This is a genomic window from Stenotrophomonas sp. LARHCG68 (assembly GCF_052871705.1).
Genome location: NZ_JBIXJV010000003.1, coordinates 415,867 through 430,630, shown reverse-complemented (window position 1 = coordinate 430,630; position 14,764 = coordinate 415,867). Strand labels below are relative to the sequence as shown.

General features: G+C 67.6%; 14 protein-coding genes. All 14 read right to left on the bottom strand.

Going from position 1 to position 14,764, the window contains the following annotated elements:
• Positions 1-36: 36 nt before the first annotated feature.
• A complete protein-coding gene (locus tag ACIPR8_RS13065; protein WP_132864722.1) occupies positions 37-843 on the bottom strand; it encodes a DUF4198 domain-containing protein in 807 nt (268 codons plus the stop codon).
• Between the two features lie 28 nt (positions 844-871).
• Positions 872-1,393 carry a DUF2271 domain-containing protein gene (locus ACIPR8_RS13060; protein ID WP_132864721.1) on the bottom strand — a complete coding sequence of 174 codons (522 nt, stop codon included), beginning with the start codon at positions 1,391-1,393 and terminating at the stop codon, positions 872-874.
• Between the two features lie 25 nt (positions 1,394-1,418).
• Positions 1,419-2,063, bottom strand: coding sequence for a PepSY-associated TM helix domain-containing protein (locus ACIPR8_RS13055; protein WP_313253877.1), 645 nt, complete (start codon positions 2,061-2,063; stop codon positions 1,419-1,421).
• 80 nt (positions 2,064-2,143) lie between these two features.
• Positions 2,144-3,217, bottom strand: a complete 1,074-nt coding sequence (locus ACIPR8_RS13050; protein WP_446541308.1) for an acyltransferase family protein — start codon at positions 3,215-3,217, stop codon at positions 2,144-2,146.
• 167 nt (positions 3,218-3,384) lie between these two features.
• Positions 3,385-5,790, bottom strand: coding sequence for a TonB-dependent receptor domain-containing protein (locus ACIPR8_RS13045; RefSeq protein ID WP_446541307.1), 2,406 nt, complete (start codon positions 5,788-5,790; stop codon positions 3,385-3,387).
• 125 nt (positions 5,791-5,915) lie between these two features.
• Positions 5,916-6,317, bottom strand: coding sequence for a hypothetical protein (locus tag ACIPR8_RS13040; protein ID WP_132864718.1), 402 nt, complete (start codon positions 6,315-6,317; stop codon positions 5,916-5,918).
• Between the two features lie 143 nt (positions 6,318-6,460).
• On the bottom strand, positions 6,461-7,147 hold the full coding sequence (locus ACIPR8_RS13035) for a Fe2+-dependent dioxygenase (protein ID WP_446541306.1): 687 nt from the start codon (positions 7,145-7,147) through the stop codon (positions 6,461-6,463).
• A gap of 48 nt (positions 7,148-7,195) precedes the next feature.
• Positions 7,196-9,502, bottom strand: a complete 2,307-nt coding sequence (locus tag ACIPR8_RS13030) for a catecholate siderophore receptor Fiu (protein ID WP_446541305.1) — start codon at positions 9,500-9,502, stop codon at positions 7,196-7,198.
• Between the two features lie 162 nt (positions 9,503-9,664).
• Positions 9,665-10,078, bottom strand: coding sequence for a hypothetical protein (locus ACIPR8_RS13025; RefSeq protein ID WP_446541304.1), 414 nt, complete (start codon positions 10,076-10,078; stop codon positions 9,665-9,667).
• 318 nt (positions 10,079-10,396) lie between these two features.
• Positions 10,397-10,729: a non-heme iron oxygenase ferredoxin subunit gene (locus ACIPR8_RS13020; RefSeq protein ID WP_313253862.1), complete on the bottom strand. Its 333-nt coding sequence runs from the start codon at positions 10,727-10,729 to the stop codon at positions 10,397-10,399.
• The gene (locus ACIPR8_RS13015; protein WP_446541303.1) at positions 10,726-11,262 is read right to left on the bottom strand and encodes a GNAT family N-acetyltransferase; all 537 of its coding nucleotides are present in this window, start codon (positions 11,260-11,262) and stop codon (positions 10,726-10,728) included. Before ACIPR8_RS13015 ends, ACIPR8_RS13020 begins: the two co-directional genes overlap by 4 nt.
• A 183-nt stretch (positions 11,263-11,445) precedes the next feature.
• Complete coding sequence (locus ACIPR8_RS13010) at positions 11,446-12,702, bottom strand: cysteine desulfurase (RefSeq protein ID WP_446541302.1); 1,257 nt, start codon at positions 12,700-12,702, stop codon at positions 11,446-11,448.
• Positions 12,699-13,961, bottom strand: coding sequence for a Fe-S cluster assembly protein SufD (gene sufD / locus ACIPR8_RS13005; protein ID WP_446541301.1), 1,263 nt, complete (start codon positions 13,959-13,961; stop codon positions 12,699-12,701). The genes ACIPR8_RS13010 and sufD overlap by 4 nt, the downstream gene beginning before the upstream one ends.
• Positions 13,961-14,725, bottom strand: coding sequence for a Fe-S cluster assembly ATPase SufC (gene sufC / locus ACIPR8_RS13000; protein ID WP_132864709.1), 765 nt, complete (start codon positions 14,723-14,725; stop codon positions 13,961-13,963). Before sufC ends, sufD begins: the two co-directional genes overlap by 1 nt.
• Between the last annotated feature and the right edge of the window lie 39 nt (positions 14,726-14,764).

Sequence of the window (14,764 nt, the reverse complement as noted above, 5' to 3'; positions counted from 1 at the left end):
TCTCCCGCAGGCGGGAGAGGGACTTTGAGCAATTGCTTACTGCGGCAGCACTTCCAGCGTGGCGACATAGGTCAGGCGACGCACGTTGGCCTGCGCGACCGTGGTCTTGTTGTCCTCGGTGCCGGTTTCCAGCCAGTACATGCCGGCTTCCGGCCAGGTCACCGAGAACTCGCCGTTGGCGTCGGTGGTGACCTTGATCTCTTCCTGCGCGTTGCGGTAACGGGTGCCGCCGCGGGTGATCTCCACTTCCAGGCCGGCCTGCGGCTTGCCGTCCACCAGCAGGCGGAACCTGGCGGCCTCGCCGGCGAACAGGTCGTTCGGGTGGCCCACGGCCACCATCTCCAGGCCCTTGCCGGTCGGCTTGAGCGCGGTGTCGTTCGGTGCGCCGTTGGTGACGAAGGTCTCGACCCGCCCGGCGGTCTCGGAGACCTTCAGCTCCGGTGCGTTCTTCGGCACTTCGGTGGCGAACTTCTCGGCGTTGCCGCGCCAGCGCTTGGGCTTGCCGTCTTCCTGCCAGGTGGCCGAGAGGCCGGCGTTGACGTTGGCCAGGCGGTAGGTGCCCTGCTGGGTGAGTTCGACGTCGAACACGCTGCGGTACTTGCCGGTGGCCACGTTCTGCGGCTGCACGGTGCTGCCGTCCGGTGCGGTGATCACCAGGTTGTCGATGCGCAGCGGCACGTGGTTGAAGTAGAACAGGTCGTTGGAGACGGCCGCGTCCACGGTGATCCACGGGTTGGTGCCGGAGATGACGGTCTGCGACGGCTGCAGCCAGGCCTTGTGGGCCGAGGCAGTGAACGGAACCAGCGCGGCGATGGCGGCGGCAATCAGGAGGGAACGCTTCATTCGGTGGGCTCCAGTGCGGTGGTGCGGATCAGGGCTTGACGGACAGGGTGACGGCGCCGAGTTCGGACGTGCCCTGGGCACTGCCGTTCTGGACGCTGCGCGCCGGCCAGGTGAAGGGGATCTTGAGCAGCTCGCGGCCACCGACCTCGCGGGCGGCTTCCACCACCAGGGTGTACTGGCCGGCGGGCAGGCCGCGCAGCTGCGGCTGGCGGTCGTTGAAGCTGAGCTGGTGCTTGCCGACCGGGCGGGTCGGGCCGGTGACGCCATCGACCGGCACCTGCAGGGTGCGGCCGCTCTTGCGCCACCACTGGCGCAGGTCCGGCAGCCACTTGGTGCCATGGCCCTCGGCGGTGTCGCGCAGCTGGTACCAGACCGACAGGTTGGCGGCGACCTTCTGGTCGGCACCCTCGATCCACACCGCGACATACGGGCGGTGGTATTCGGCGACGTTGAGCTTGGGCACTTCGACGTTGACGTCGAGGCTGGCGGCGTAGGCGGCCGGGGCGGTGGCGATCAGGCCGCTCAGGGCGATGGTCAGGGTGACGCGCATGGTGCGACTCCGGGAGGAATGACGATCAGTGGATAAGGAGCAGGGCGATCAGCAGCGGGATCAGCAGGCCCAGGCCGACCAGCGGCCAGGTCATGCGCCGCTGCCGCGCGTGCAGATGCAGCAGGAACAGGCCGGTGATGCAGAACACCAGGCAGGCCACGGCGAACAGGTCCAGGAACCAGCCCCAACCCGGTCCGGCGTTGCGGCCCTTGTGCAGGTCGTTGAAGTAGGACACCCAGCCACGGCGGGTCTTCTCGAACTCCACCGCGCCAGTCTCGCGGTCGATGCTCAGCCACGCATCGGCACCGGGCCCGGGCATGGACAGGTAGACCTCCTCGGGCGACCACTCGGCCGGGCGTTGGCCGATGGAGACGTCCAGCCGCGCCGACAGCCAGTCCGAGACCCGCGCCGGCAGCGGCGCGTTGCCATCCTCGCGCGTACCCAGCGCCTTGAGCACCGGCGCCGGCAGCTCCAGCTGCAGGTTCTGTACCTGCGGCTTGGCTTCGATCTTCGAGGCGTGGTTGAGGGTGATGCCGGTGATGGAGAACAGCAACATGCCGATCAGGCAGACCGCCGAACTGATCCAGTGCCACTGGTGCAGCGTGCGCAGCCAGAAGCCGCGGCTGGCCTGTTGCTGCACGGTGTTGGTGGAAGCGCGGTCTGCGGACACGGGAACGAAGCGGATGGGAGACCGGGAATTAGATCATTAATGAGAATGATTCGCAATTTGTATCGAATTGTATCGCGGCCTCACCCGCTGGCCGCCGCGGTATCGGGCCGCGGCGCGCGTCGGCCCGGACGCAGGCGTTGCAAGGGTTGCTCGAGCCAGCGCCAGGAGGCCCAGCCGGCGCCGATGCAGGCCAGGACGGTGAGCGCGATGAAGGCCCCGGACTGGCAGGGGCCGTGGTTCCAGCCGCTCGCCTGCCAGAGCCGCCCGGCGGCGGAGATCACGAACACATGGCTCAGGTACAGCGAGTAGGAACTGTCGCCGATCCGCAGCAATGGAAGCGGGACCCGGGGCGATCCGGCACGTTCCCAGCGCACCAGCCCCAGCGTGAGCAGGGCCGCCGGCAGGCCGAAGGCACACAGGCGCATCGCCATGGAAGGGGGCGGGCCGCCGGCTTCGGACAACAGCAGCATCGCGCCGGCCAGGCCCAGCGCACCGGCAACGGCCACCGGCAAGGCCATGGGTGCAGGCAGGTGCCTCCAGTACAGCCCGACCAGTGCGCCGGCAATGAATTCCAGTGTCAGCGGGCTGCTGGCGACCTGCTGCCATGGCGCACCGGCATCGAGCAGGAAGTGCGCTGCCAGGGTCAGGGCACCCCAGCCAAGCAGCAGTGCCGGCAACCAGGTCTCGCGCGCGAAGGCGATCATCCCGGCCATCACCAGGTAGAAGAACATCTCGTGGATCAGGGTCCAGCCGACGGTCAGCAGGGGCAACTGCGGCTGTGGCCAGAGCAGGTACGAGGCCAGCACGCTCTGCTCCTGGTAGGCGCTGTTGGCGATGCCCGGGGCGACCAGCATCAGCACCACCACGACGGTGGTGTAGAACCAGTAGGGCGGCAGCACGCGCCAGCTGCGTCGCACCAGGAAACGCCCGGCCTGACGCGGTGAACCGTAGCTGCCGGCGGCGATGGTGGTCATCACGAAACCGGACAGCACGAAGAACAGGTCCACGCCACTGTCGGCATGGCGGATGAAGCCCGGCAGCAGCGGCATGCCGGCGGTGTACTTGTCCTCCACGATCTGCAGGTGGAACAGCACCACCAGCAGGGCGGCAATGGCGCGCAACGCCTGGATGGAATGAAAAGGGCGGGTGGCCATCACGACGGGGAAGCTCAGAGTGTGCGGACTCTAGCATCGTGCCCGCGCCGTGTGTTGCCGATGGACGGCGCCGCCGGCCGCCACGGTTCAGCGGCCGGAACAGGGCCTGTACGGGTGCGGCACGGGCCCTGCCGCCGCCCGTCGTGGGGGCGGCGGCGGGCAACGGCTCAGAAGCGCGCGTTGAGCGAGATCCAGTAGCTGCGACGCTGCTCCTTGACCGCGTAGTCGTCCACGCAGCTGTACTCGCTGGGCGAGGTCAGCAGGCACGACTGCGAAACGAAGTCCTTGTCGAACAGGTTGTTCACGCGTGCGTTGAAGGTCAGCCAGGGGGTGGCCTTCCAGCTGCCGCCGAGATGGAAGAGGGTGTAGTCCTCGTAATAGCGGGTCTGCGGGTTGCCGTTGGCGTCCGGCAGGGTGTCGCGGTAGCGGTCGTAGCGGCCTTCGCCGATCAGCGACAGGCTCAGCGCATCGCTGATCTGCCAGTTGAGGCTGGCATTGGCCATGTGCTTGGCGGGGTTGCCGGCGATCGGCAGGCCCTTGCCGGTGCCGCTGGTCTGCTCGCTCTTGGTCCAGGTGTAGTTGCCGCGCAGCTGCAGGTTGGCGAGCAGGTCGACATGGCTGGCCAGCTCGACGCCGCGGGTCTCGGCCTTGTCCAGGTTCACGCTCTGGCCGAAGACGCTGTAGCCCAGCGCTGCCCAGCCCGGGCCGACATCGACGCAATAGCCACCGCCGGCCGGGGCGACCTCGCAGTTCGGGTAGCTGCCGCCGCTGGCGATCTTGTCCTCGAAGCGGTTGAAGAAGGCGGTGGCGTTGAAGCCCCAGCGCTCACCCTCGTAGTAGCTGGCGATCTCGTAGTTGGTGCTGGTTTCCGGCTTGAGGTTGGGCGAGCCCACCATCGGGATCACGCCCTGGCCGCCGAAGCCGGTGACGCCGGGGAACAGCTGGTCCGGGCGCGGGGTCTTGTAGCCGGTGCTGATGCCACCCTTCACGGTCCAGGCATCGCTGGCGTTCCACACCAGGTAGGCGCGCGGGCTGACATGGCTGCCGAAGATGTTGTGGTGGTCATAGCGCAGGCCGAGCGTGGCGGTGAGGCGCTCGGCCAGCGACCAGTTGTCCTCGGCGAACACCGACCAGGTGCGGTGCTTCTGCTGGACGTTGTCCTTGTAGCCGGCACCGTCCATGCCGAACACGCCGTCGGTCATGTCGGTGTTGTTGTACTGGCCGCCCAGGGTGAGCTGGTGCGCGCCGAACTGCAGGTCCAGCAGGGTGTCCAGCACCAGCGCGTCCAGTTCCATGGTGCGCAGGGGGCGCGGCAGGAAGGCCTGCAGGCGGGCGCGTTCGGCATCGTTGAGGATCGAGACGTTGCCGTTGGTCATGTTGCAGTTGGCGGCCTGGCCGCGGCGGCTGCAGACGTCGTTCCACAGGGTCTGCAGGTCGGCGCGCTCTTCCAGCGTCAACGGCAGCGAGCGACCGAGGTTGTTGCTCTGGGTGCGGGCCAGGCTGGTCTGCCAGGTGCCGAAGTCATAGCGACCCTGGTGGGTCAGGGCGAGCTGGTCCAGTTCGTAGCGCTGGTAGGCGGTATAGCCCACGCGCGGCTGCACCACGCGGCGGCTGGTGGTGCCGCCACTGCCGTTGGGAATGGTGGCCACGCCGCTGCGCCACAGGCTCTCCAGTCCGTCCAGGGTGCCGGTCTGGCCCTTGCTGTTGTCGTACTTCTGGCGGGAGAGGTCATAGTCCAGCCACAGGCTGTGGTTCTCTGACACGCTCCAGTCCAGGCGCATGCCCGTGTTCCAGTTGGTGTTGGCCACGGCCTTGCCGCCACCGCCGAAACCGAGCGCGCGCTCCCAGCTGCTGCCATCGGGCAGCGGCAGGGCCGACCACTCCGGCGAGGATTCGTCACTGTCATACCAGCTGCCGCGCACGGTCAGGCCCAGCGTGTCCTTGACCAGCGGGCCGCTGAGATACAGGTCGCTGGTGCGGGCGTCGCCGAACTGGCTGTCCTGCTGCACGGTGAAGCCCTGGGTGAACGAACCGCTCCACTGCCCCTTGTTGCGGCGGGTGATGACGTTGATCACGCCGCCCATCGCGTCGGCGCCGTACAGCGTGGACATCGGGCCGCGCACCACTTCGATGCGTTCGATGGCATCAAGCGGCGGCAGGTAGGCGAACTGGCCGCCGCCGAAGTTGTTGGGGTACAGGTTGCCGACGTTGCTCTGGCGGCGGCCGTCGATCAGGACCAGCGTGTATTCCGAGGGCATGCCGCGCATGGAGATGGTGGCGCGGCCGTTCTTGTCGGTGGTTTCCATGCCCACGTCGATGCCTTCGACGTCACGCAGTGCGTCGATCAGGCTGGTGTAGGGGCGCAGCGCGAGTTCCTCGCGGCTGACCACGCTGATGCTGGCCGGCGCATCGACGATCTTCTGTTCAAAGCCGGCGGCGGTGACCACCACCTTGTCCAGCGTGGTGGGGGCCCCGGTGCCACTGGCGTGGGCGGAGACGGACAGCGCGCCGAGCACGGCGGCGGTGAGCAGGTGGCGGGAAACGGACGCACGACAACGATGGCTGGCAGCCATGGAAGCAACCTCGGGAAAGATGGATGAGCGGTGCGCAGGCCGGTGCCACACGCGTTGGCGTGCGGCCGCTGCTGCGGCAGGAAGGAGCAGGGAGCCAGGGCCGGACCCGGCCCGTGGTGACGCGGTCAGGCCAGTGGCGGTGCCTGCCCGCGCTGTTGGCGCGGACTGTGCAGGGCGGGCGGGGCTTGATGCGATGCGGCGGGGATCGGCACGGGTGCGACGGCGCGTGCAACGGCGGCACGACGCGGCAGGAACCCGGGATGGGGCAGGGCGGCACGCGCCGCATGCAGGGGGGCGGCCCGGCGCAGCTTGGCCGGGCCCTGTTCTTCGAGCGGGGTTTCGCCACGTTCCTCGCCCGCCGTGGCGCAGGTGCTCTGGGCGCCGCCCAGGCGTGGCAGGTGGGTGCCGTGCTGCCACAGCGAGGCGAGCAGCGACAGCAGCAGCAACGCGCACAACGCCACCGGGCGGATCGCGCTGGCGCGATGCGCGACGATGGCCACGTCCTGTTGGCGCTGCAGCTGGTACACGTGAAATCCCCGGTGATGCGCACGACAGGAAGGCCATGCGTTTCGGGCGGGAATTTTAGATGGGACGCGTTAGCTTTTGCAAATGATAACCACTATCGGTAATGTCCCGACGCCTTTGGCGCTGCAGCCGGGGCGTTACGTGCTCAGGTCTCGGCCCACTGGCGCAGGAGGTTGTGATAGATGCCCGTGAGATTGACCAGTGCCGGATGCTGCGGGACATCCACGGTCAGTTGCTGGATGGCGAGGTCCAGTTCCCACAGCTGGCGGCGTTGGCTGTCGTCGCGGACCATGCTCTGCACCCAGAAGAAAGAGGCCAGCCGTGCACCCCGGGTCACTGGTTGGACCTTGTGCAGGCTGCTGGAGGGATAGACCACCATGTCGCCGGCAGGCAGCTTGACCTCGTGCTCGCCGTAGGTGTCGCTGATCACCAGCTCACCGCCGTCGTATTCCTCCGGCCCGCAGAGGAACAGGGTGCAGGAAACATCGGAGCGCAGGTGGGTTCGTTGCGGGCCCTGACCGATGGTCATGACCGAACCATCGACATGAAACCCATACTCGCCACCGCCCTGGTAGCGATTGAAGCGCGGGGGAAGGATCCGTAGCGGCAACGCGGCGGCGAAGAACTGCGGGTTGCGTTCCAGCGCGGCCAGCACCATCGCCCCCAGCGAGGCCTTCAGTGGTGAGCTGTCCGGCAGTTGTTCGTTGCGTTTTACCTGTGCGCCGCGATGACCGACGGTCTCGCGACCATCGGTCCAGTCGGCGTCATCCAGCGTCTGGCGGATGACGGCCAGTTCGGTGGCGGTAAGTACATTGGGGATATGCAGCAGCATGGAAATTTCCGGAAGTGGCGCGGAGAGCAAGCCTCCGCGCCACCTGGCTCAGAAGCGGAAGTCCGCGCTGAACACGAAGGTACGCGGGGTACCCGGGGTGTAACGGTAGCCGCTCTTGTTGATTGCCGCGACATACTGCTTGTCGAACAGGTTGTAGGCGTTCAAGCGCAGTACCAGGTGGTCGTTGATCGCATAGGACGCCACGGCGTCGTAGACGGTGTAGGACTTGGTGAAGGCGGGGGTGCCGGCAGCGCCATCGGTGCCGCGATGCATCTGGCCGGAATAGCGGGCGCCGCCGCCCAGCGTCAGCCCGAACGGGAAGTCGTAGCTGGTCCAGGCGGTGAATGCCTCATCCGGGGTGTAGGTGAGGTTGTTGGTGCCGTCGGCGGTGACCAGGCTGCCGGTGTCGACGCGGGTGTTCATGTGGGTATAGCCCGCCGACACCGACCAGTTGTCGGTGATGCGGCCGACGCTGGAGATCTCGACGCCTTCCACGGTCTTCTGGCCGTTCTGGAAGTAGCCCTCGGCGGCGCTGCCGGTGATCTCGTTGGTCACTTCAGTGCGGAACAGGGCCACGTTCAACGCCAGCGCATCGTCCAGGAAGCTCCACTTGGTGCCCAGCTCGATGGTGCGAGCTTCCTGCGGGTCCATGTTGATGTTGTTAACGTTGCCAGCGGTCTCATTGAGCTGGAAGTTGCTGCCGCCCGGCGGCTGCTGCGAGAGCGCGTAGTTGGCGTACAGGCTGACGGTTTCGTTCGGCTTGTAGACCGCGCCGAGCTTCCAGTTGATCAGCGTGTCGGAGTCTTCCTGGGAGGGCAGGGCGATGACCGTGCCGGTCGGCAGGCTGCCGCAGGCCGGGCCACCACGGCCACCGCATGCGGCCAGGCTGCTGTACTCGGTCTTGTAGTGGTCGGCACGAATGCCGGCGGTCAGCATGAAGCTTTCGCTGAACTTCAGCGTATCGAACACATACAGCGAGGAAGTGGTGGTCTTGCCCTCGCTGTTGGCACCATTGCGGGTGGTGACCAGGCCGGAGGCGTTCCAGTCCGGGTCATACAGGTTGGCCGGGCCCCAGCCAGCACCAACGGTGCCTGCCTTGCCCCAGCTCTTCTGTTCCTCACGGGTGAACTCCAGGCCGGTGCTCAGGTTGTGCTGCACGCTGCCGGTGGTGAAATCCACGCGCAGGTTGAGCTGATCGGTCAGGATGGTGTTTTCCTGATCCTTGTAGGTCAAGTTGCTGCGGTTCATCGTATAGGTGGACAGATCATTGGCATCGGTCCATTTGATGTTGCCGGTCGCGCCGCCGGTCGACATGAAGGCTGTCAGCAGGTAGTCCTGCTCGGTCTTGCCCCAGCGGGCGGTGTTGGTCAGCTTCAGCGTGTCCGAGAAGTCATGCTCGAAGCGGAACGTGGCCTGCTGCGAGGTCACGTCGTCATGGTCATATCGCGTGCCGTAGAAGTTCTCCGGGTTGACCGGGTGGCCGGCCAGTTGCTCCAGGCCTGCTTGCGGGCTCCAGCCCGGCAGGCCAATGGTCGGCACGAAGCCGTCCGGGACATTGTCCTGCTTGAGGTATTGCAGGTTGAGGAAGTAGCGGGTGCTGGTCCCCAGGCCGAAGGCCAGCGACGGTGCGATGCCCCAGCGCTTGTTGTTGACGTGGTCGCGCCCGGGGACATCGCTGTCCTGCCACATCGCGTTCAGGCGCAATGCCGAGGTGGCGCCCAGGGTCTGGTTCCAGTCCGCGGTGGCGCGCTGCTGGCCATCCACGCCGGCGGACAGGCTGCCGGAGATAGCGTCACGCAGGTTGGCCTGCTTGCTGATCATGTTGATCGCGCCGGTTGGTGCGGTGCGGCCGATGTCGGTGCCGGCGGGCCCCTTGAGCACTTCGACCTGCTCGGTGTTGAACACATCGCGCGAGATCGAGCCCAGGTCGCGGATGCCGTCGACCAGGATGCTGCTGGAGCTGTCGAAGCCCCGCATGTACACCGTGTCGCCGGTACTGGTGTTGCCGTTCTCGCCGGCGTAGAAGGTGCCGACGCCGGCACTGTTGCGCAGAGCTTCGGTCAGGGTGGTGGCACCCTGCTGGTTGAACAGGTCACCGGTGATGACCTGGATGGTCTGCGGGGTGTTCTGCAAGGTCTGGGTGTACTTGCCGTTGGCCGACTTCTCGGTCTTGAAGCCATTGGTCGCATGTACTTCGACCTGCTCAAGGGTGCGCGGGCCGCGCTCGTTGTCCTCGGCATGGGCAAGTGCGGGCAGTGCGGCCAGGCCCAGGCCGGTGATAAGGCCGGCGGCGGAAGCGAGGGTGGTGACGCGCGCCGTCGGGGAGGCGTGCTTGCGGCTCTTGATATGGCTCATGGAAGTCCGGAAGGTCGGTGGGAGGGGGATGATGGAAAGGAGCAAGGGCAGCCAGGCAGACGTGCCGGAAGCGGCTTGATCGAACGGGGGAGCCAACGGCGGCCGGCAGGCCGGAGTGCGGCGATCGGGCGGCAACGGACAAGGCCCGCGCGGCGCGTGGACTCAGACCCGCGGAGGGGCGTGGCCGCGATTGATCAGCAGGTAGGGCGCACGCGGATAGCGATGTGCGCTTTCCAGCGCCTGGCGCAGGCGGGTATCGGTCGCTGCGCTCAGGAACGTGCGGCTGGGCGGTGCCGGCAGGGCCCGCGGCGGCAGGCTGCCGGTGGACGCGGGACGTGGCCGCGCGCTGCGCAGGCTTTCGGCCCCGGACTCGGAAATGGCAGCCATGTCCGGCAGGTCCCCGGGCTGGCCACCGCCGGGGAGGGCACTGACCAGGTCGACGGACGCGCTGGGTGCCAACGCGCCGGGCGCGGCCACGGCATGGCCGAGCATCGCCCAGGCGATCAGCAGGCCCAGTGCCAGCATCAGCCACGGCTGGCGCTGCCGCAGCTGGGCGGCGAATCGCTGAATGGCCATGGCGCTGGAAGCGGGCATCGAAGACAGGCGTGTTAAGAAATCATTGCAGGACGCAATGGATGCGCATCTTATTGAGAATTGTTTGCGTTATCAATATTGAGTGGGCCCGCCGGGCCATGACGCCCGACGAATCACCCGGGCAGGCGCTGCCCGGCCGGCAGGCCAAAGGGGGAGTGGGGAAGGGGGCGCGGCAAGCAGCCGACGGCCGCCAGCCGCGTGCCGGCCCCCCGCGTCAGGGGCCGGCGGCCAGACGGCCGTTGCCCGGTGGCCCTGTCGGGCGAGCGGCCTCCGCCGTGGCGACGGGCGAGGCCTGCAGGCTCAGTCGCGGTCGTCGCGCGACCAGATGCCGCCGTGTTCGCGCTTGACCGGGAACTTGGGCACCGGGGAATAGGCCGGCGCACACAGGGCGCGGCCATCGCGGATGTCGAAGCGGGCACCGTGCAGGATGCACTCGATGCTGCCCTCGGCCGGGTCGATCACGCCGGAGGACAGTTCGAACTCCTCATGGCTGCACTGGTCTTCCAGGGCGTACAGCTCGCCATCAAGGTTGAAGACGACCAGCGGGGTACCGGTGACCTCGTCGAAGGCGGTCTTCATTTCCCCGGGCAGCAGTTCCTCGCTGGCGCAGATGAAGGTCCAGGTCTCGCTCATGCCGCCGCTCCCAGCGGCTTCTCCAGCACTTCGAACTGCAGGTCATCGCGCTTGGGCAGGCCGTAGCGGGCATCGCCGTAGGGGAAGGGCTTCTTGATGCCGGTGCGCACATAACCGCGGCGTTCGTAGAAGGCGATCAGTTCGTCGCGGCAGTCGATCACCGTCATCTGCATGGTCGGCAGCTGCCACCGTTCGGCGGCAAAGCGCTCGGCGTACTGCATCACCTGCTTGCCGACGCCGCCGCCCTGCGCCTTGGGGTTGACCGCGAACATGCCGAAATAGCCGTGGCCGTTCTCATCGGCGACATGGCAGCAGGCCATCAGCTGGCCGTCCTGTTCGGCCAGCAGGACCACGCTGCGCGCGCGGTTGATGTCGGCCAGGATGCCATCGGCGTCCACGCGCTGGCCATCGAGCAGGTCGGCCTCGGTGGTCCAGCCGACGCGGGAGGCATCGCCACGGTAGGCGGAAGTCACCAGTTCAATCAGGGCCGGGATGTCGGCGGCGGTCGCGGTACGGAAAGTCAGCTCGTTCATCCCCACATTCTAGTGCGCGCGAGGCGAAGGGGAAGCGGCGGTGCACGGCGCGTCCGGGAAGGAGGCGGCGCGTGGCCGGGGTGTCCGGAGACAGTACCGCGCGTGGCTCGGCCCTACCGCCTTGGGCCCTCCCTTTCGCGCGGCGAAGGGGGAGGGCTTTCGCGGCCGAGGCCGCTCCTGGCCTCAGCCCAGCAGGGTGCGGACCTTCTTCAGGGCCACCATGAACGACTCGATCTCGTCATGCGTGTTGTAGAAGGCCAGCGAGGCGCGGCAGGTGGCGGCGACGCCGTAGTACTGCAGCAGCGGGTGCGCGCAATGCTGGCCCGAACGCACGGCCACGCCCTGCAGGTCGAGCAGGGTGGCCAGGTCGTGCGAATGCGCGCCTTCGACCAGGAACGACACCACCGCCGCCTTGTGCGGCGTGGTGCCGAAGATGCGCACGCCGTCGATGCGTTGCAGCTCCTCGGTGAAATGCGCCAGCAGCGCCTGCTCGCGGTCGGCGATGTGGTCGCGGCCAAGCGCGTCGAGGTAGTCCACCGCCACGCCCAGGCCGATGAAGCCGGCGATGTTCGGCGTGCCGGCCTCGAACTTGTGCGGGGCATCGTTGAACACGGTGCCGTCGAAGCTGACTTCCTTGATCATCTCGCCACCGCCCAGGAACGGCGGCATTTCCTGCAGCAGCTCGCGGCGTGCCCACAGTGCGCCGGTGCCGGTCGGGCCGCACATCTTGTGCCCGGTGATGGCGTAGAAATCGCAGCCGATGGCCTGCACGTCCACGCGCAGGTGCGGGGCGGCCTGCGAGCCATCCACCATGGTGACGATGCCGCGCCGGCGTGCCTCGCGGCAGATCTCGCGCACCGGGTTGATGGTGCCCAGCACGTTGGAGACGTGGGTCACCGCCAGCAGCTTCACCTCGGGGGTCATCGCCGCGTGCAGGGCATCCAGGTCCAGCGAACCGTCGGGCAGGATCTCGGCCACGCGGAGGGTCGCGCCGGTACGCTGCGCCACCAGCTGCCACGGCACGATGTTGGCGTGGTGTTCCATGCGTGAGACCAGGATCACGTCGCCGGCCTTCAGGCGCGGCAGTGCCCACGAATACGCGACCAGGTTGATCGCGAAGGTGGTGCCGCTGCACAGCACCAGCTCGTCGCCGCGCACGTTGAGGAAGCGCGCCAGCTTGGCGCGTGCCCCTTCGTAGGCCTCGGTCGCCTCGGAACCGAGCGCGTGCACCGCGCGGCTGACGTTGGCGTTGTAGCGGCGGTAGAACTCGTCCACCGCACCGATCACCTGCAGCGGCTTCTGCGCGGTGTTGGCGTTGTCGAAGTACACCAGCGGCTTGCCGTTGACTTCACGCATCAGCAGCGGGAAATCGGCGCGCACACGGTCCCAGTCCGGAGCGGTGGCCGGAGGGTGGATCGGACGCGGTGAAGAGAGGTTCATGCCATGCCAGCCTGTTGCAGTGCCTGGTCCAGGTGCCGGGCCAGCTTCTCGGTGAGGATGCCTTCCACGGCCGACAGCGGTTCGTGGCAGAACGCCGCGCTGAGCATGGCGCGGGCCTGTTCGGCCGGCACGCCACGGGTGCGCAGGTAGAACAGCGCATTGGCGTCGAGCTGGCCCACGGTGGCGCCATGCGCGGCCTTGACCTCGTCGGCATCGATCACCAGCGTCGGCTGGGTGTCGATCTCGGCGTCGGCGGACAGCAGCAGGTTCTTGTTGGACAGGTTGGCATCGGTGCCATCGGCGCCTTCGCGGATGTTGATGCCGCCATGGAACACCACGCGGCTGCGGTTGGCGGCCACGCCGCGCCAGACCAGCTCGGCGCTGGTGTCGCGGGCAATGTGGTCGATGCCCAGGCGGGTGTCGATGTGGCGACGGCCATTGCCCAGCAGCACGCCGTTGGCGACCAGCCTGGCGTTGTCACCTTCCAGGCGCACGTTGAGCTCATGGCGGGTCAGCGCCGCGCCCAGTTCCAGGTCGATGCGACGGTACTGCGCGTCGCGCGCAAGCACGGCGTCGGTGCGCAGCAGGTGGGTGTCGCGGCTGCTGCCGGCCTGCACGCGGGCGTGCGCCAGCTGGGCATCCTGGGCCAGGTGGACGTGGACCAGGGTGTTGTCAAAGTTGGCGCTGTCGCCGTCGTGCAGGTGGTGCTCGACCAGCCTGAGCGAAGCCCCGCGGCGCAGTTCCACCAGGTGCCGGTGATGCCACGCGCGGTCGCTGCCGTCGCCGGTGCTGACGAACACCAGGTGCAGCGGGGTATCGCTGTGGACGCCGTCGGCCACCTGCACCAGCACGCCTTCATCGGCGAGCGCGGCGTTGAGCTGGGCGAAGATCTCCTCGGCGCGGTCGAAGCGGCGGCCAAGGAAGCGGACGGCTTCCGGCTCCTGCTGCTTCACCGCCGACAGGGTGCGTACCTGCACGCCCGCATCCACGCCGGCCAGGTCGCTCAGGTCGCTGCTGGGGCGGCCGTTGACGAACACCAGGCGCGGGGTGGGGATGTCGGCCACCTGCGCGGCATCGATGGCCGGTGCCTGCAGCGGAGCGGCGCTGAAGCTGCGACGTTCGAACTGGCGCAGCGAGGTGTACTTCCAGGCCTCGCTGCGCGCGGCCGGCAGGCCGGTCTTCAGCGCGGCCTCGAGCAGTTCGGCGCGTTCGGTGTTGCCGCAGAAGCCGGCAGCCAGGGAATCCAGCAGGACGCTCATTACTTGGCCGCCTCGCGCACCACGCGGTCCTTCAGGAAGTCGTAGCCGTGTGCTTCCAGCTCCAGCGCCAGTTCCGGGCCACCGCTCTTGACGATGCGGCCATTGGCCAGCACGTGCACCACGTCCGGCTTGATGTAGTCGAGCAGGCGCTGGTAGTGGGTGATGACCAGGAACGAGCGCTCCGGCGAACGCAGCGCGTTGACGCCGTCGGCCACGCTCTTGAGCGCGTCGATGTCCAGGCCCGAGTCGGTCTCGTCCAGGATCGCCAGCTTCGGCTCCAGCACGGCCAGCTGGAAGATCTCGTTGCGCTTCTTCTCGCCGCCGGAGAAGCCTTCGTTGACGCCCCGGTGCAGCAACTCGTCCTTCAGGTGCAGCACGGCCAGCTTCTGCCGGACCAGTTTCAGGAACTGCATCGAATCGAGTTCTTCCTCGCCGCGCGCCTTGCGCTGGGCATTGAGCGCGGCACGCAGGAAGTAGGTGTTGTTCACGCCGGGGATTTCCACCGGGTACTGGAAGGCCAGGAACAGGCCGGCGGCGGCGCGCGCTTCCGGTTCCAGCTCCAGCAGGTCGCTGCCTTCGAACTGCACGCTGCCTTCGGTGACCTCGTAGCCATCGCGGCCGGACAGCACGTTGCCCAGCGTGGACTTGCCGGCGCCGTTCGGGCCCATGATGGCGTGGACTTCACCGGGCTTCACGTCCAGCGACAGGCCCTTGAGGATTTCCTTGTCGCCGATGCTTGCGTGGAGGTTTTCGATCTTCAACATGAGGGTGCGGTCTTCAAATTTGAATGTGGGGCGGGGCGA